The sequence below is a fragment of the Comamonas testosteroni TK102 genome, assembly GCF_000739375.1.
Classification (GTDB): domain Bacteria; phylum Pseudomonadota; class Gammaproteobacteria; order Burkholderiales; family Burkholderiaceae_C; genus Comamonas; species Comamonas brasiliensis.
In genome coordinates, this window is sequence record NZ_CP006704.1 from 1,853,204 (window position 1) to 1,869,431 (window position 16,228).

Genomic DNA, 16,228 nt, shown 5'->3' on the forward strand with positions numbered 1-16,228 from the left:
GACAGGCTGCACGGCCTTGGCCGGGGAGCCAGCGGCTGGGCTCAATGTGCAGCGGCCCGATTCAGGCGCAGCGCATACCTGAAGCCCAACTGCCCCACAGCGCAGGCAATCAGCAGCACGGCAAAGGCCGATAGCGCAGGGCTGCTGCCCAGGCTGGCTCCCAGCGTGCACAGACCGCCCACGGCCATCTGGGAAAAGCCGTAGACCCCGGCGGCCGAGCCTGTCAGATCGCTATGCACGCCCAGAGCCTTGGTCAGCGCAGCGGGGCTGGTCAGGCCCGAGCCCAAGGTGAACAGCAGCATCAGGCCAACGACCACAGGCACGTTGATCTGCTGCAGCAGGGTCAGGGCTACCAGCGCTGCGGCGCAGCCCAGGCTCAGCAAATTGCCGCCCAGTATCAGCCGCTCCAGCGGCCAGCGCCGGATGAGCTGGCGCGCCAGGGCATTGCCCGCAGCCATGCCGGCCATCAACACCCCCAGGTAGATGCCGAGTTGGGCCTTGCTGGTGTGTAGCTGTTCGATGAAGATGAAAGGCGCTGCCGCAATAAAGGCATACATGGATGTGGTGGCGCTGCCCCCGCCTATGGCAAAGCCCAGGAACTGGGGCGAGCCCAGCAAGGTGCGATAGTCATTGCGCACGGTGCGCCAGTTCAGCTGGCCGCTGGGGCGACCGGTTTCGGGCAGCAGGCGCCAGACCCCGAGGGTCGTCAGCGCCCCCATCAGCGCCAGCACCGCAAAAATCACGCGCCAGCCGAAGAGGGCGTCCAGCCCCGAACCTATGGAAGGGGCGATGCCCGGGCCGATCATCATCATGAGATTGAGCAGGGCCAGGCTGCCTACGGCGGTCTCGGGTGTTGCGGTGTCGCGCGCAATGGCGCGGCCCAGTGCCAGGCCGGCACAGCCGCCCAGTGCCTGCATCAGGCGTGCGCCGATCAGCATATTCGCGCTGGGCGCCAGAAAGGCTGCAAGACTGGCGACGGTGTAAAGACACAGGCCGATCAGCAGCATGGGGCGGCGGCCCAGAGCATCGGACAGGGGGCCGTAGATCAGCTGGCCCAGCGCCAGCCCGAGGATGTAGACCGTGATGGTCTGTTGCATCTGCGCGCTGCTGGCGCCAAAGTGGCGCGCAGCATCAGGCAGAGCCGGGATGAACATATGCATGGCCATGGTGCCGGCAATGGTGACCATGGCCAGCAGCCAGAGCGGCGCTTTGCGTGAGGAGGAGGCAGGACTTTGCATACAGTTGAGATCAGGAGCTGACGGGGAGAGGACGGTGGCGTGCGGCGCGCCTTCAGCTGCCCGGTCGCGAAGCCGCGTCGGCGCTCATCTCCAGGGCCGCCATCTTCTCCAGCATGATTTCCAGTGCATCCAGGGTGGCATCCAGCAGATCGGGGGCCAGCTCCTGCATGACTTCGCTGCGGACATCCGCCACGATGGTCTTCACGGTCTCGACCTGTGCCAGGCCGGCGGCCGTGAGCTGTATGCGCTTGACGCGCCGGTCGGCATCGTCGAGGCGCTCCACCCAGCCCTGGGCCTCCAGACCGTCGATCAGGCGCACGACAGAAGAGCTGTCCAGCGCCAGCGCCTGGGCCAGGTCCTTTTGTCGCATGGCTCCCGCGCTGTGCTCCAGATGGACCAGAGGCAGCCACAGCGCCTGGGTCAGGCCCAGCGGAGCCAGGACCTTGTCCAGCGTGCGGCGCCATTGCTTGTTGACCTGTGCCATGACGAAGATGAGCTGACGCTGGCGGCTGGACAGGGAGGCGGTGCTGGACATTGCGGATGTATTCAAATAGTTGGTATTCAAATTATTGTGCAAACAGTATTTATACTGTGAACAGGGTCTTGTTACTTCACACTGCCGCCTGTGGTCGGCGAAGAGGCGTACTTGCCTGTTGTGCAGGGCATTGCCCTATAGGTTGCAGCCCGGCCTGGGAGGGGGGCAGGGTCCGGCAGGCGCCTAAAGCCGGCGGCGGAGACTGCGCAGGCCCGCCGCTTCGGCCCGGTCTTGCAGGCATTCGATCGCGGCAAGTGGTGCTGGTGTGCCTAGCGGCCCCGGTCGTGCCGGCTTTTGAGAGTGCAGCCAAGGCCGGCGAGGGCTGATCTAGCCAGACTGTGGTCAGGCGGCGACGGCCTGCGCGTTGGCCGATGCGGGGCGGCTGCAGGCTTGCAGCAAGCAGATGGTAAGCCTAGGGGTACGGCCCGACTCCGGGGCCCGAGCGGGCGGCGGCCGCGGCGGTTTCCATCTGTTCGAGGCGCTGCTGCATGCTTTCATGCGTGCTGCCGCTGCGTGAAGGCCGCGCTAACATATGGCGCCCTTCTTCGCCGGGGGGAGCGGAATCGAGCTTGAGCTTGAGCTCCTGGCCGGAGTGCATGCTCTGGCCATGCAGGATGGCTTCATTGCCTTTGCAGGGCTAGCCTGTGCCGTCGGCATCGACGCAGCGGGCTTTTTGAGCGAGCGTTGCCTGCGCAGTCAGCACCAGACTGCAGAACATGAATGGCAGGGGACCAGAGTGCGCATGGTGTTTTTTCTGGTGGAGGCAGCATGCAGGGGTCATGGCGCCTCGCGGGTCTACCAGGCTGTCTCAGAGTCCCAGGGACTTGAGCAGATCGTCGGTGTCGCTGGAGGCTGCAGCAGCCGGCGCCTGAACCGATTGGGCTTCACGGGCCTGAGCCATGACCAGATCGGGGTCCGGCTTCTCCTGGGCTTCGAAGTCCTTGATCTTGATGAACTCCATGTGATCCACCGCCATCTCCAGATAGAAGATGTTGTTGTTGCCCGTGTAGAAGGTCACGCGGCGGGCTTCGGGGGCATCGAGGTTGGCATCTACGCTCAGATTGACCTGCTTGTTCAGGCGGATCATCTTGGGCTGGCTTTGCGCGATATGGGTTTGCAGCTCGCGCTGCACCTTGCTGGTGAAGTCGCCCACGACCTGGTTCATCAGCTCGCCCATGACGTTGCTCACGTCATCCGAGGTATAGGAATTGGCCAGATCACTCTCGGCCATGCCCATGGACAGCAGATAGCTGCGGTAGAGCTCCATGGCCGCATCGGCCGAGAAATTGATGATGATGAGCGCCGAAAAGCCGCCATCGATCAGCACAAAGCAGCCGATGTCGGGTTTGAGGCTGGTCTTGGTGATGCGTTGCACCATGCCCGAATACTGGATCGGGCACTGGGTGGCCACCTGCAGCACGCGTGAGACGGAGTTGCACAGGGCAATCAGCACATCTTCGGTGCCGTGGACGATGGGGGCGTTGGGTTGGCTCATGGCTGCATTGGTTCAAGGGATGGCTGATTATGTATGCAACACTTTGTTGCATCGAGATATCTGCAGCAATTGCAGGCTGCTGCTGTCTGTTAACGTGCCTGCTTTTGCAAAATCAGAGGTATTCATGCAGAGCAAGCTGTGGCGCCTGGCGGCCAGTGTCATTGTGGTGACGGGTTTGACCGCCTGTTCGAGCTTGTCCGGCATGACGGACAAGGTCTCCCAGACCTGGGACAAGACCTGGACCGGTCTGACAGGCAAGAAGCAGGCCCAGACCCAGGCAGTGGTCAAGCAGGCCGGACCGGTATCCGAGGGCCTCAAGCCCAGCCAGGAAAGTGGGCGCTGGCTGGGACTGTACAGCCTGGATGGTGAGACGGCGCGCTTTCAGGAGTGCGAAACCGGCCAGGTCATCAGCATCCTGCCCGAGGGCGACAGCGTGCTGCTGGAGCAGGCCTATCTGAACACGCGCAGCAGCGCCACCATCGCCATGCTGGCCGAGGTGCAGGGCCAGGTGGTGGAGCGAGCCGTGGCCGATCCGGTGCTGGCCCGGCAGGGGCGCAAGATGCTGGCGCTGCGGGTGGAGCGCTTTGTCGCCCTTTCCAGCCAGGCGGCCTGCCGCAATGCCAAGGCCAACTGGTAGGCAGGGGCGCGCTGTTCAAAGCACTTTTGATAGCTTCCAGCGCTTTCCCTTCAAGCGCTGGAGCTGTTCTTGATACTTATTTGGCAGCGGCGCGCGCCTGCTCCAGCCAACCGTCAAAAGTCTGCTGATGGGCCTTGATCCAACCATCCACATGGCGGCCGACATCGGCCTCGCTGCTCTCGCCCTGGCGCATGCGCATGTTCTGGGCGTTGATGTCCTCGATAGGCAGCTGCATCACTGCAAACAGCTTGGCTGCCGCCGGATTTTTCTCGGCCCATGCCTTGTTGGCCAGGATGTATTGCTGATTGAGCTTGAAGCCGTAGTTCTTGCCATTGGGTAGCTGGGTCTGGTCTTCACCCTGGGCACCAGGGACATTGGGTACCTCCAGCCAGCTTACCTCCTTGCCAGGGCGCAGCACGGTGTTCACCCAGAACGGGGTCCAGACGTAATACAGAATGGGCTTGCCGTTTTTGTAGCGGGTGATGGTGTCTGCAATCAAGGCCTGGTAGTTGCCTTGCCTGTGGGTGATGCTGGACTCCAGATCCAGTCCCTTGAGATGTTTGTTGATGGCCAGCTCGCAGCCCCAGCCCGGGTTGCAGCCCGTCAGATCGGCCTTGCCGTCGCCATCTGTGTCGAACAGCGCTGCCAGCTTCGGGTCCTTGAGTTGCGTGATGCTGGTGATGTGGTACTTCTCGGCCGTGGCCTTGTCGATCAGATAGCCTTGCACCGCATTGCGCGAATAGGTGCCGGCGCGATAGAAGGCCTTGTCTGCGCCATTGCTTTCATAGAAGGCACGGTGCAACGGCATCCAGTGAGTGGCGGTAAAGGTGGCGTCGCCCTGTGCCACAGCCACATGCTGGGTGCCGTTTTCCAGACTCTTGACGGGCTGTACCCGGTAGCCCAGCTTCTGCAAAGCGCGCGAAACCAGCAGGGTCTGGAACATTTCCTCATCCACCGTGCCCTTGAGCGGCTGCACCGAGACGCCTTTGCCGGGCAGGTCGCCAGCGTTCGTCTGCGCTTGTGCGGCAGCGGCGCCAAAGCTCAGCAAGGCGATGGCAGCCAGACAGCGGTATTGGTACTGCAGGTTTGGAAAAGGCGAATGTGCGGGCTTGTTGCTGTGCATGAATACTCCTTGGATGCTGGGTGCCTACCCCGAAATCGGCATGAAAAAAGCGAGAGGGTTGATGAAGGAAACGGCGCCCGGATCAAGTCCGGTGCGCCGTTGGCGAATCAGGATTTCAGGGCTGCGGCCTTGGCCTGGGCAATCCAGGTGTCAAAAGTCTTCTGGTGGGCCTTGATCCACGCATCCACATGGCGCTGGATATCGGTGGGCTTGCTTTCCCCATCGCGCAGCAGCTGGTTCTGGCGGCTGATATCGTTGATGGGAATCTGCATGATCTCGAACAGCTTGCCGGCGGCCGGGTTCTGTTCGACCCAGAGCTTGTTGGCCACGATGTACTCGTTGTTGAGCGGAAAGCCGTAGTTGCGGCCATTGGGCAGCTTGGTGTCGGTGCCGGCCTGCACACCGGGCATGGAAGAGCGCGACACCTGCAGCCACACCACTTCCTGGCCCGGGCGCAGCACATTGCTGAGCCAGTAGGGCGTCCATGCGTAGTACAGCACGGGCTTGCCGGCCTTGAAGCGCGCCAGCGTGTCGGCAATCAGGGCCGGATAGTTTCCCTGGGTGTAGCTGACGGTGTTTTCAAGACCGAAGGCCTTGATCTGATGGGCCACCACGGCCTCGCCGCCCCAGCCGGCGTTGGGACCGATCAGATTGGCCTTGCCGTCGCCGTCGATATCGAACAGGGCCGCCAGTCCGGGATCTTTGAGCTGGTCGAGATGGGTGATTTGGTGTTTGTCAGCCGTCTTCTTGTCGATCATGTAGCCCTGCGCGGCACCGGCTGCATACACGCCCTTGCGCGAGAGCTTGGCGTCGCCCCCTGCCTGCTGGTAGAACTCGGCATGGTGCGGGTTCCAGTGGTTGGCCATGAAGCTGGCGTCGCCATTGGCCACTGCCACATGGATCAACGGGTAGTCCAGCTCTTCCCAGGGCTTGACGGTGTAGCCCAGCTGCTGCAGCGCCTTCATCACCAGCAGCGTCTGGAAGTTCTCCTCAGCCAGAGCGCTCTTGACGGGCAGCACCGTGATGCCTTGGCCAGGAAGCGCATTGCCAGGCGCATTCTGGCCGGTCGCCCAGCTAGATGACTGACCCAGACCCAGCGCTGCAGCGCCGGCAGTACCCAGCAGCAGCTGGCGCCTGGTGTGTTGGATTGGGGTCGGGGTCTGCACAGACTTGCTCATCGTTCTTGTCTCTCCTTGGTATGGGGGGGGGCTTGCGGCCCGATTGAAAATGGCACCCCACGCTCCCTACTGCGTGTGGTTCGCTGCCCCTATAGCAGGGGCGTTTTTATCTTGGGGCGGCCCGATAAAAAACGGCGGCCGCGCAAGCGGTCGCCGTGATTCGGGGATTGTGATCAGGACTTCTTGGCAGCGGCCAGTGCCTGGCTGATCCAGCCGTCGAAAGTCTTTTGATGGGCCTTGATCCAGCCGTCGGTGTGACGCTCGATGTCGGAGGCCTTGTTCTGGCCCTGGCTCATCATGTAGTTCTGGGCGTTGATGTCGCCCACGGGCAGCTTGATGATTTCAAACAGCTTGGCGGCGGCCGGGTTCTGTTCGGCCCAGGCCTTGTTGGCCACGATTTGCTGGTTGTTGGCAATAAAGCCGTAGTTCTTGCCGTTGGCCAGCTTGGTGTCGGTGCCGGACTGCTCGCCGGGCAGCGCGGAGAACGGCACCTCCAGCCACACCACGTCCTTGCCGGGCTTGAGCACATTGCTCACCCAGTAGGGCGTCCAGGTGTAGTAGAGGATGGGCTTGCCGGCCTTGTAGCGTGTGATGGTGTCGGCCATCAGCGCCGAATAGGTGCCCTGCTTGTGAGTGACCGTGTCGCGTAGCTTGTAGGCGCCGAGCTGGTGCTCGATCATGGCCTCGCAGCCCCAACCGGGCGTGCAACCTGTCAGGTCGGCCTTGCCGTCACCGTCGGTGTCGAACAGCTTGGCAATTTCGGGGTCCTTGAGCTGGTCCAGATTCGTGATCTGGTGCGCATCGGCCGTCTTCTTGTCGATCAGATAGCCCTGAGCGGCATTGGCCGAGAACACACCCTTGCGGTAGAGCTTGGCGTCGCCGCCTGCATTCTTGTAGTAGTCGGCGTGCAGCGGGTTCCAGTGATTGGCCATGAAGGTGGCGTCGCCGTTGGCCAGTGCAATATGGGCCGTGGGGTATTCCACTTCCTTCATCGGCTGGACCTCGTAGCCCAGCTTTTCCAGGGCCTTCATGACGAGCTGGGTCTGGAAGGTTTCTTCTGCAATCGAGCTCTTGAGCGGCTGGACCTTGATGCCCTTGCCTGGAAGCTCGTCGGCAGCGAAGGCGCCGGTGCTGACCATGGACAAGGCCATGGAGGCTGCGGCTGTGCTGGCAAGCAGCCAGTGACCCAGGCCGTTGCGGATGCTGGCAGTGTTGTTGGCTGTATTCATGTGTTCTCCTTGTTCTTGATTCAGATCGTCGCGGGCTTGGCGGTCTCGCTGCCTGGCTTGGGGGCCGGTGCAGAGCGCTTGTTGTCGAGCAGGCGCATGACCAGACCGGCTGGGCCCGTGGCCCACCAGCGGGCACTGCCGCGCTTGGGCTCGCCCATGGCCTGCGTGATGCGGTCCAGCACGATGGCCAGCAGCACGATGCCCAGGCCGCCGACGGTGGCCAGACCCATGTCCAGACGGCCGATACCGCGCAGCACCATCTGGCCCAGACCTCCCACGGCGATCATGGAAGCGATCACCACCATGGACAGGGACAGCATCAGCGCCTGGTTGATACCGGCCATGATGGAGGGCATGGCCAGCGGCAGCTGCACCTTCCACAGCAGCTGGGCGGGCGATGCACCGTAGGCGCGGCTGGCCTCGATCAGGTCAGGGCGTACCTGGCGAATGCCCAGATTGGTCAGGCGGATCAGCGGCGGCAGCGCAAACACGATGGTCACGATCACGCCGGGCACGTTGCCGATACCGAACAGCATCACCACCGGCACCAGATAGACGAAGGCCGGTGTGGTCTGCATGGCGTCCAGGAAGGGGCGTGTCCAGCGCTGGGCGAGGTCGCTGCTGGCCAGCAGGATGCCCACGGGCAGGCCGATGGCAATGCAGAAGAACAGCGAGGTCAGCACCAGTGCCAGGGTGACCATGGCTTCGGACCAGATGCCCAGCAGGGCCACACACAGCAGGGCCACGGCCGAGCCTATGGCCAGCTTGCGACCCGCAAACTGCCAGGCCAGCAGGGCAATCAGCAGCACCAGCGCGGGCATGGGAATGGTCTGCAACACATCGGTCACGCCGTTGAGCGTGGCGTCGATAGGCGTGCGAACGGCCTGGAAGAAGGGGCGGAAATGGTCGACGACCCAGGTAAGACCGTTGTTGATCGAGTCCTGCACGGGCAGGCCCTCGGTGGTGATCTGGTGCCAGAGCTGGCCGATGCCGCCGTCATGTTCGGGCACATCGGTGGGCGAGGGGGCGCTGAGCCAGTCGGTACTGCTGACCTGGCTGGCGGCATCGCCGCCGCTCCAGGCATCGCTGCCCGAGCCTGTATTCGCATCGGCATAGGAGGCGGCCCAGGGGTCGGCATCTGCGGCCGAGGCCGTGGCATCGGCGCTGGTGGGCTCGCTGGCGGGTGCAGAGGCTGCTGCCCACGGGTCTTCAAAGGCCGCGTTGTTGGTTTCTGTGTTGGGGGTATTCAGTGCGTTGTCGTTCAAATCGGCTCCCTCCTTTTATTACGCTGCGTGTCGGGCAGCTTGTGTGTTGGACGTGGGCTGGAAGTGCTGGTCCAGCTTGATGGGTGGAATTTCCTTCTGGGGCGGCGGAACCGGCGGGGTAGCCCTATCCAGGAACTTGAGCATGGTGGTGCGGCTGATCACGCCCAGGTACTTGCCGTCTTCGTCGACCACGGGCAGCGGATAGGCCGGAGCGGCCACGGCGCCGAACAGCTCGGCCACCGGGGTGTTGCTGGCGATAGGCTGCACGTCGGGGATGAAGGCGTGCTTGAGCCCCAGCAAGCCGTCGTGGCCGTGCAGCGCATCGCGCAGCGATTGCGACGAGACCATGCCCAGAAAGCGCTTGCGGGCATTGAGCACATAGGCGTAGTCGCGGTCGGAGTCTTCCAGCAGGCGCAGCGCGGCGCGGCAGCCACGGTCGCTGTGCTCGGAGATCACGGTCAGCGCCTGACGGGCGATGTCGGAGGCCTTGAATACGGCTGCCGCATCCACGCCCTGGATGAAGGTGCGCACATAGTCATTGGCCGGGTTGCGCAGAATCTCGTCGGGCGTGCCGACCTGCTGCACCATGCCGTCCTTCATGATGGCGATGCGGTCGCCAATGCGCATGGCTTCGTCCAGATCGTGGGAGATGAAGACGATGGTGCGGCGCTTGATTTCCTGCAGACGCAACAGTTCGGACTGCATTTCGGTGCGGATGATGGGATCCAGCGCCGAGAAGGCCTCGTCCATCAGCAGGATGGAGGGGTCGGAGGCCAGCGCACGGGCCAGACCCACGCGCTGCTGCATGCCGCCGGAGAGCTCGTCAGGGTAGCTGGCGCCCCAGGCGTCCAGCCCCACCTGCTCCAGGGCATCCTGCGCCTGCTGCTGGCGTGTGGCGCGGTCCACGCCGGCCAGCTCCAGGCCAAAGGCCGTGTTGTCCAGCACCGTGAGGTGGGGCATGAGCGCAAAGGACTGGAACACCATGGAGATGTCCTTGCGGCGCAGTGCGCGCAGTTCCTTGTCGTTGAGCGCATTGATGTCCTGGCCGTCGACCAGGATACGGCCGCTGGTGGGCTCGATCAGGCGGTTGAGCATGCGCACCAGGGTGGACTTGCCCGAGCCCGAAAGGCCCATGACCACGAAGATTTCACCGGCTTCGATGGTGAAGTCGGCGTCGAACACGCCGATGGATTGCCCGGTCTGGGCAAGGATCTCCTGCTTGCTCAGGCCCTGTTTCACCAGGCTGAGAGCGGTTTTCGGGTCGTTGCCGAAGACCTTGAAGACATGATCGATAGCGATTTGCTTGGCCACTGTGGCGTTCTCCTTTTTGATGGGATGGAACACAGTCCAGCGCCCACGACCGGTAATGCCGGTGGGCGCTGGCGCACAAGCCAAAATAAAAGCCCTGATGCCGCAGCGCAGCCCGGTCTGGTGGACAGGACTGCGCAATGCAGATGGCGCAGCGATGGCGCCGAGTTTTCAGCCCGGATGGCACAGCCAGGTGTGCGCAAGAGCTGGCAAATTGGAAGAAGCAGCTGGCTGGCAGAGCTGGTACCGACTGGCACGCATCTGCACGGCTTCTTGTCAGGCCAACCCCGGCACATCGGCCGGGGAGAGCCCCCTACATCAGGGCCGTGTTTCGGCCCGGTTGACGGGGCTGCGCCAAAGAGCGGCAAGCGCTCTTGAATTGACACAACGATCCGCCGGGAAGTGAGTCAACCGCATCTCAACAATGCGTTGACGACCTGCACGGCAGGTTGTAAATGACTTTTTAATATATCGAATTGAGTTTTATGCGTCAAATACAGCTGTAAGCTTTGCCCTCAGCATCCGCCGGAAATGGCGCCGCTGAAACATTCGCATACGTAAAAATAGCTGGCGCAAGTCATTGATAGATAAGGACTTGCGCTGGATTGATGGATTATTTTTGACGGTTGTCAGCTTTGGGCGAGCTTTGCGCTCGCTGAAGACATGAAAAAAGCCCCTTCATGGACAACCATGCGGGGCTTTTTTGGGGAGCAGTGCGGCTTCAGTGGTGAGCGCTTTGGGTGAGCTTGTCCGTCAGCGCAATGGCCAGGGCGCTGAGCAGGAAGACCACGTGGATGATGGTCTGCCACATCAGCACCTGGACTTCATAGCTGCCGGCATTGATGAAGCTCTTGAGCAGGTGGATGGAGCTGATGCCGATGATGGACAGCGCCAGTTTGACCTTGAGCACCGAGGCATTCACATGGCTCAGCCACTCGGGCTGGTCGGGATGGGACTCCAGGCCCATGCGGCTGACAAAGGTTTCGTAGCCGCCCACGATGACCATGATCAGCAGGTTGGAGATCATGACCACATCGATCAGGGCCAGTACCACCAGCATGATGATGGTTTCGTTCAGATGGGTGATCTGGACATCGCTTTTGTAGCCGATATTGGTGATCAGGGCATGCAGGGCTTCCTGGTTGCCGAAGACCGCCTCCACCAGATGCCAGAGTTCCACCAGAAAGTGCCAGACATAGACACCCTGCGCGGCAATCAGGCCCAGGTACAGCGGCAGCTGCAGCCAGCGGCTGGCAAAGATCAGCGAGGGCAGGGGACGCAATACGCCGGAAGGCTGGTAGCCGCCAGGCGGCGTGTGGTGGGTGGAGTTGCCTGCTTCGTCGGAAGGGATGCGGCTCATGATGTGTATGCGGGGCTGGCTGTATGCGATGGGTGGGCAACGGGATGCCGCCACCTTGTAAGACTGGTTTTGCTGGGGCCGCGTCCCGGACTGCCTGCGCTTTCGAGAGCTGGCCGCAACATGGGCCCCGGCCTCTGCAGCAGCAGGTGCGCGATTTTAAGGGTTTGTTCCGGGGTGTTTTGAGAAAAGTGCAAGCAAATCAACACCAAGCAGTTGCTTTCTGCTGCAAAAATGGGAGCGAATGACGGGCTTGACGGCGCGCAGAAGCCGCTTCTCAATTTCAGTCAGTGGGGTGTAAGACCGAGCCTTGACAGTACACCCACAATTATTTCATTGCTTATGCATCAGGAGACAAAACGATGAGCGCTGCGACATCAACCATCGAATCCGTGCTGGTGGAAAACCGTGTGTTCCCGCCCCCTGCGGATTTCGCCGCCAAGGCCCGCATCTCGGGCATGGCGCAGTACCAAGCCTTGTGCGACGAAGCCGAACGCGACTATGAAGGCTATTGGGCGCGGCTGGCCCGCGAGAACGTGCAGTGGACCAAGCCCTTCACCCAGGTGCTGGACCAGAGCAACCCGCCGTTCTACAAATGGTTTGCCGACGGCGAGCTCAACGCCAGCGCCAACTGTCTGGACAAGCACATGGGCACGCCCGTGGAAAACAAGACGGCCATCATCTTTGAAGCCGACGGCGGCGAAGTCACCAAGGTCACTTACAAAGAGTTGCTCGCCCGCGTGAGCCAGTTCGCCAATGCGCTCAAGGCACGCGGCGTGCAAAAGGGCGATCGTGTGCTGATCTACATGCCCATGACCATCGAGGGCGTGGTGGCCATGCAGGCCTGCGCACGTATCGGCGCCACGCATTCCGTGGTGTTCGGCGGTTTCTCGGCCAAGGCTGTGCAGGAGCGCATTGTGGACGTGGGTGCCAGTCTGGTCGTCACTTCCAACTACCAGATGCGTGGCGGCAAGGAGCTGCCGCTCAAGGCCATCGTCGACGACGCGCTTGCGCTGGGCGGCTGCGAAGCCGTCAAGAGCGTGCTGGTCTATGAGCGCACGGCCAGCGTCTGCAATATGGTCGCGGGCCGCGACATCAGCTTCACCGAGGCATTGGCCGGCCAGTCCACCGAGTGCGAGGCTGTGCCCGTCAATGCCGAGCATCCGCTCTTCATCCTCTACACCAGCGGCTCCACCGGCAAGCCCAAGGGCGTGCAGCATGCCACCGGCGGCTATGTGCTGTGGGCCAAGCAGACTTTCGAGTGGACCTTTGATGTCAGGGACAGCGATGTCTTCTGGTGCACGGCCGACATCGGCTGGATCACCGGCCACAGCTATGTGGCCTATGGCCCGCTGGCGGCCGGTGCCACGCAGATCGTGTTCGAAGGCGTGCCGACCTTCCCCAATGCGGGCCGCTTCTGGCAGATGATCGAGCGTCACCAGTGCAGCATCTTCTACACGGCCCCCACGGCCATCCGCTCGCTGATCAAGGCGGCTGACTCCGACCCCAGCGTCCACCCGAAGAACTGGAATCTGTCCAGCCTGCGTCTGCTGGGCTCGGTGGGCGAGCCCATCAACCCCGAAGCGTGGATGTGGTATCACAAGCATGTGGGCGGCGAGCGCTGCCCCATCGTGGACACCTTCTGGCAGACCGAGAACGGCGGCCACATGATCACGCCGCTGCCCGGTGCTACGCCTCTGGTGCCCGGCTCCTGCACCTTGCCTCTGCCCGGCATCACGGCGGCCATCGTCGATGAGGCAGGCAACGAGATCCCCAACGGAGCAGGCGGCATCCTGGTGGTGAAAAAGCCCTGGCCCTCGATGATTCGTACTATCTGGGGCGACCCCGAGCGCTTCAAGAAGAGCTACTTCCCCGACGAGCTCAAGGGCTACTACCTGGCTGGCGACGGCGCCGTGCGCAGCGAAGACCGTGGCTACTTCCGCATCACGGGCCGTATCGACGATGTGCTCAATGTCTCGGGGCACCGCATGGGCACCATGGAAATCGAGTCGGCCCTGGTGGCCAAGACCGATCTGGTGGCCGAGGCCGCGGTGGTCGGCCGTCCCGACGACCTGACCGGGGAAGCCATCTGCGCCTTTGTGGTGCTCAAGCGCGGCAAGCCCACGGGCGAAGAGGCCAGGCAGATCGCGACCGAGCTGCGCAACTGGGTGGCCAAGGAGATCGGCCCGATTGCCAAGCCCAAGGACATCCGCTTCGGCGACAACCTGCCCAAGACCCGCAGCGGCAAGATCATGCGCCGCCTGCTGCGCTCGCTGGCCAAGGGCGAGGCGATTACCCAGGACACCAGCACCTTGGAGAATCCGGCAATCCTCGAGCAATTGTCGGAGACCAATTGAGCCGGAGAATGCGGCTGATCTGAACGCATCATGACGACAGGGCCGCTGGCAACAGCGGCTTTGTCATTTCTGGCGCTTGCTGACGCAAGCCGATGCGATCTTGGGTTACAACAAGGCATCTCGGAGTACAAGGAGAAGAGCATGAACTTTCGCACCATCTGCATTGCCATCATCGTGGCCCTGATTGCCGTGTTGGCCGCTTTCAACTGGACGGCGCTGTCCACGCCTGCAACGGTTTCGCTCGGTCTGACCGAAATCCAGGCACCGCTGGGCGTGCTCATGCTGGCGCTGACGATTTTGCTGAGCGTGTTCTTCATCGCCTATGTGCTTTGGATGCAGGGCTCGGTGCTGCTGGAGGCGCGCCGCCACGCCAAGGAGATGCAGGCCCAGCGCGATCTGGCCGACAAGGCCGAGGCTTCGCGTTTCACCGAGCTGCGCAGCGTGCTCGAAGCCTTGCATGCCAGGGACAAGGAAGAGGTGATGGCCCGGCTCGACGTGCTGGAGGCGCATCTGGTGCAGCGCGCCCAGGAGTCGGACAACAGCACGGCAGCCTATGTGGGGCAGCTGGAGCAGCAGGTGCACCAGATCAATCGCTGACAATGCAGTATTGATAGCTGCAATCGCTTTATCTGCAAGCGATTGAGGCGTATTCGGCATGAAAAAAGCCGCTGCAGTGCAGCGGCTTTTTCGTGGACGCGGGTCGAATTACTTCTTGTCGTTACCCAGCTGTGGCAGAGCGTTGGCGCTGCTCACGCTCAGCAGGCCGGCTTGCGAGTAGATGGCCAGCTTGGCGCGGGTGTCGATCAGGTCCAGGTTGCGCATGGTCAGCTGGCCGATGCGGTCGATGGGGCTGAAAGGCGCATCTTCGACCTTTTCCATGGACAGACGCTCGGGAGCGTAAGTCAGGTTGGGCGATTCGGTGTTCAGAATGGAGTAGTCGTTGCCGCGGCGCAGTTCCAGCGTCACGGTGCCGGTCACGGCGCGGGCCACCCAGCGCTGCGAGGATTCGCGCAGCATGATGGCCTGGGGGTCGAACCAGCGGCCCTGGTACAGCAGACGGCCCAGGCGCAGGCCGTTGATGCGGTACTGCTCGATGGTGTCTTCGTTGTGGATGCCCGTCACCAGGCGCTCATAGGCAATGTGCAGCAGGGCCATGCCGGGGGCTTCGTAGATGCCGCGGCTCTTGGCTTCGATGATGCGGTTTTCGATCTGATCGCTCATGCCCAGGCCGTGGCGGCCGCCGATGCGGTTCAGCTCCAGGAACACTTCCACGGCATCGGTGTATTCCTTGCCGTTGATGGCCACGGGGCGGCCTTCTTCGAAGGTGATCGAGACTTCTTCTGCCTTGACTTCGACTTCGGGCTTCCAGAAAGCCACGCCCATGATGGGGTTCACGATGCGGATGCCGGAGTTCAGGAACTCCAGATCCTTGGCTTCGTGGGTGGCGCCCAGCATATTGGAATCGGTGGAATAGGCCTTCTCGGCCGACATCTTGTAGCCGAAACCTTCCTTGGTCATGAAGGCCGACATTTCGGCACGGCCGCCCAGCTCGTCGATGAAGTTGCTGTCCAGCCAGGGCTTGTAGATCTTCAGCGCGGGGTTGGTGAGCAGGCCGTAGCGGTAGAAGCGCTCGATGTCGTTGCCCTTGAAGGTAGAACCGTCACCCCAGATGTTGACGTCGTCTTCCTTCATGGCGGCCACCAGCATGGTGCCGGTCACGGCACGGCCCAGGGGCGTGGTGTTGAAGTAGGTGATGCCGCCGGTGGAAATGTGGAAGGCGCCGGACTGGATGGCGGCAATGCCTTCGTTGGCCAACTGGGGGCGGCAGTCGATCAGACGGGCCTTTTCTGCGCCATATTCCATCGCCTTGCGGGGAATTTCGTCGTAATCGGCTTCGTCGGGCTGGCCCAGGTTGGCCGTGTAGGCGTAGGGCAGGGCACCCTTGTTCTTCATCCAGCGCAGGGCGGCAGAGGTGTCCAGGCCGCCGGAGAAGGCGATGCCGACCTTCTGGCCGACGGGAACATGTTGCAGAATGGTTTCCATGAGATTTCTCTTCAAAGTGATAGCTGCAAGCGCTTGATGGGTAAGCGATTGGGGCTGAAAAGGCTTGAAATTCTCGGGTCTGGCCCAAAGCCGGGCCAGGCGCGGATCAGGCGTAGTGGCAGATGTAGTGGTAAGCCTCGGTCACGCGGATGTCGAACTTGGAGTTCGCGGGAATCTGGAAGCTCTCGCCGGCCGAGGACTTCTTCCACTCGTCGCTGCCGTCGAGCTTGTATTCGCAGGAGCCGCCCACGCATTCCATGATTTCTGCAGCTGCGGTGCCAAAGGTCAGCGTTGCAGGCAGCACCACGCCCACCGACTTCTTGGTGCCGTCGGCCAGCGTGAAGCTGTGGCTGACGCACTTGCCGTCAAAGTAAACATTGGCCTTGGTGGTGAGGCTGACGCCTGCGATGGTTTCGGTGGTCATGGAAGAAGTACGCTGTGCGTGGTCGAAGATCAAAAGCAT

Annotated in this window: 14 protein-coding genes; 3 read left to right on the top strand and 11 right to left on the bottom strand. The window is 62.3% G+C overall.

Annotation, left to right across the window (positions count from 1 at the left end; genetic code table 11):
- Window positions 1–41: 41 nt before the first annotated feature.
- The 3 genes from O987_RS08385 to O987_RS08400 form a co-directional block, all read right to left on the bottom strand.
- A complete protein-coding gene (locus O987_RS08385; RefSeq protein WP_043371650.1) occupies window positions 42–1,238 on the bottom strand; it encodes a multidrug effflux MFS transporter in 1,197 nt (398 codons plus the stop codon).
- 52 nt (window positions 1,239–1,290) lie between these two features.
- Entirely contained in the window at window positions 1,291–1,773 is a 483-nt protein-coding gene (locus tag O987_RS08390; RefSeq protein ID WP_019043976.1) for a MarR family winged helix-turn-helix transcriptional regulator, read from the bottom strand.
- 808 nt (window positions 1,774–2,581) lie between these two features.
- The gene (locus O987_RS08400; RefSeq protein WP_003057233.1) at window positions 2,582–3,268 is read right to left on the bottom strand and encodes a DUF3334 family protein; all 687 of its coding nucleotides are present in this window, start codon (window positions 3,266–3,268) and stop codon (window positions 2,582–2,584) included.
- A 124-nt stretch (window positions 3,269–3,392) separates the two neighbouring features.
- On the opposite strand from O987_RS08400, the gene O987_RS08405 reads away from it, so the two are divergent.
- Window positions 3,393–3,905: a hypothetical protein gene (locus O987_RS08405; protein WP_043371656.1), complete on the top strand. Its 513-nt coding sequence runs from the start codon at window positions 3,393–3,395 to the stop codon at window positions 3,903–3,905.
- A 76-nt stretch (window positions 3,906–3,981) separates the two neighbouring features.
- Here O987_RS08405 and proX (O987_RS08410) read toward each other — a convergent pair whose 3' ends face one another.
- The 6 genes from proX (O987_RS08410) to O987_RS08435 form a co-directional block, all read right to left on the bottom strand.
- Complete coding sequence (gene proX, locus O987_RS08410; protein WP_003057227.1) at window positions 3,982–5,028, bottom strand: glycine betaine/L-proline ABC transporter substrate-binding protein ProX; 1,047 nt, start codon at window positions 5,026–5,028, stop codon at window positions 3,982–3,984.
- A 107-nt stretch (window positions 5,029–5,135) separates the two neighbouring features.
- On the bottom strand, window positions 5,136–6,206 hold the full coding sequence (gene proX / locus O987_RS08415) for a glycine betaine/L-proline ABC transporter substrate-binding protein ProX (protein ID WP_043371657.1): 1,071 nt from the start codon (window positions 6,204–6,206) through the stop codon (window positions 5,136–5,138).
- Between the two features lie 173 nt (window positions 6,207–6,379).
- The gene (proX, locus tag O987_RS08420) at window positions 6,380–7,435 is read right to left on the bottom strand and encodes a glycine betaine/L-proline ABC transporter substrate-binding protein ProX (RefSeq protein ID WP_043371659.1); all 1,056 of its coding nucleotides are present in this window, start codon (window positions 7,433–7,435) and stop codon (window positions 6,380–6,382) included.
- A gap of 20 nt (window positions 7,436–7,455) precedes the next feature.
- Window positions 7,456–8,700, bottom strand: a complete 1,245-nt coding sequence (proW, locus tag O987_RS08425; protein ID WP_043371663.1) for a glycine betaine/L-proline ABC transporter permease ProW — start codon at window positions 8,698–8,700, stop codon at window positions 7,456–7,458.
- Window positions 8,701–8,718: 18 nt separating this feature from the next.
- Entirely contained in the window at window positions 8,719–10,011 is a 1,293-nt protein-coding gene (gene proV, locus O987_RS08430) for a glycine betaine/L-proline ABC transporter ATP-binding protein ProV (protein WP_003057214.1), read from the bottom strand.
- 718 nt (window positions 10,012–10,729) lie between these two features.
- Complete coding sequence (locus O987_RS08435; RefSeq protein WP_003057212.1) at window positions 10,730–11,368, bottom strand: YqhA family protein; 639 nt, start codon at window positions 11,366–11,368, stop codon at window positions 10,730–10,732.
- A 359-nt stretch (window positions 11,369–11,727) separates the two neighbouring features.
- Between O987_RS08435 and acs the strand changes: the two genes are divergently transcribed.
- Together acs and O987_RS08445 are read left to right on the top strand one after the other, a co-directional pair.
- Window positions 11,728–13,722, top strand: a complete 1,995-nt coding sequence (gene acs / locus O987_RS08440; RefSeq protein WP_003057210.1) for an acetate--CoA ligase — start codon at window positions 11,728–11,730, stop codon at window positions 13,720–13,722.
- Between the two features lie 141 nt (window positions 13,723–13,863).
- Window positions 13,864–14,319 (top strand): hypothetical protein, encoded by a 456-nt coding sequence (locus tag O987_RS08445; RefSeq protein WP_003057208.1) that lies wholly within the window; start codon window positions 13,864–13,866, stop codon window positions 14,317–14,319.
- A gap of 108 nt (window positions 14,320–14,427) precedes the next feature.
- Here O987_RS08445 and argG read toward each other — a convergent pair whose 3' ends face one another.
- The gene (argG, locus tag O987_RS08450; RefSeq protein WP_003057205.1) at window positions 14,428–15,765 is read right to left on the bottom strand and encodes an argininosuccinate synthase; all 1,338 of its coding nucleotides are present in this window, start codon (window positions 15,763–15,765) and stop codon (window positions 14,428–14,430) included.
- A gap of 106 nt (window positions 15,766–15,871) precedes the next feature.
- Window positions 15,872–16,189: a pyrimidine/purine nucleoside phosphorylase gene (locus O987_RS08455; RefSeq protein WP_003057202.1), complete on the bottom strand. Its 318-nt coding sequence runs from the start codon at window positions 16,187–16,189 to the stop codon at window positions 15,872–15,874.
- Window positions 16,190–16,228: the final 39 nt, after the last annotated feature.

Excerpts from the sequence above, each read along its gene's own strand:
- argG (WP_003057205.1), bottom strand. The coding sequence starts at position 15,765 with ATGGAAACCATTCTGCAACATGTTCCCGTCGGCCAGAAGGTCGGCATC.
- O987_RS08390 (WP_019043976.1), bottom strand. The coding sequence starts at position 1,773 with ATGTCCAGCACCGCCTCCCTGTCCAGCCGCCAGCGTCAGCTCATCTTC.
- O987_RS08385 (WP_043371650.1), bottom strand. The coding sequence starts at position 1,238 with ATGCAAAGTCCTGCCTCCTCCTCACGCAAAGCGCCGCTCTGGCTGCTG.
- proX (WP_003057227.1), bottom strand. The coding sequence starts at position 5,028 with ATGCACAGCAACAAGCCCGCACATTCGCCTTTTCCAAACCTGCAGTAC.
- O987_RS08455 (WP_003057202.1), bottom strand. The coding sequence starts at position 16,189 with ATGACCACCGAAACCATCGCAGGCGTCAGCCTCACCACCAAGGCCAAT.
- O987_RS08405 (WP_043371656.1), top strand. The coding sequence starts at position 3,393 with ATGCAGAGCAAGCTGTGGCGCCTGGCGGCCAGTGTCATTGTGGTGACG.
- proX (WP_043371659.1), bottom strand. The coding sequence starts at position 7,435 with ATGAATACAGCCAACAACACTGCCAGCATCCGCAACGGCCTGGGTCAC.
- O987_RS08400 (WP_003057233.1), bottom strand. The coding sequence starts at position 3,268 with ATGAGCCAACCCAACGCCCCCATCGTCCACGGCACCGAAGATGTGCTG.
- O987_RS08435 (WP_003057212.1), bottom strand. The coding sequence starts at position 11,368 with ATGAGCCGCATCCCTTCCGACGAAGCAGGCAACTCCACCCACCACACG.
- O987_RS08445 (WP_003057208.1), top strand. The coding sequence starts at position 13,864 with ATGAACTTTCGCACCATCTGCATTGCCATCATCGTGGCCCTGATTGCC.
- acs (WP_003057210.1), top strand. The coding sequence starts at position 11,728 with ATGAGCGCTGCGACATCAACCATCGAATCCGTGCTGGTGGAAAACCGT.
- proX (WP_043371657.1), bottom strand. The coding sequence starts at position 6,206 with ATGAGCAAGTCTGTGCAGACCCCGACCCCAATCCAACACACCAGGCGC.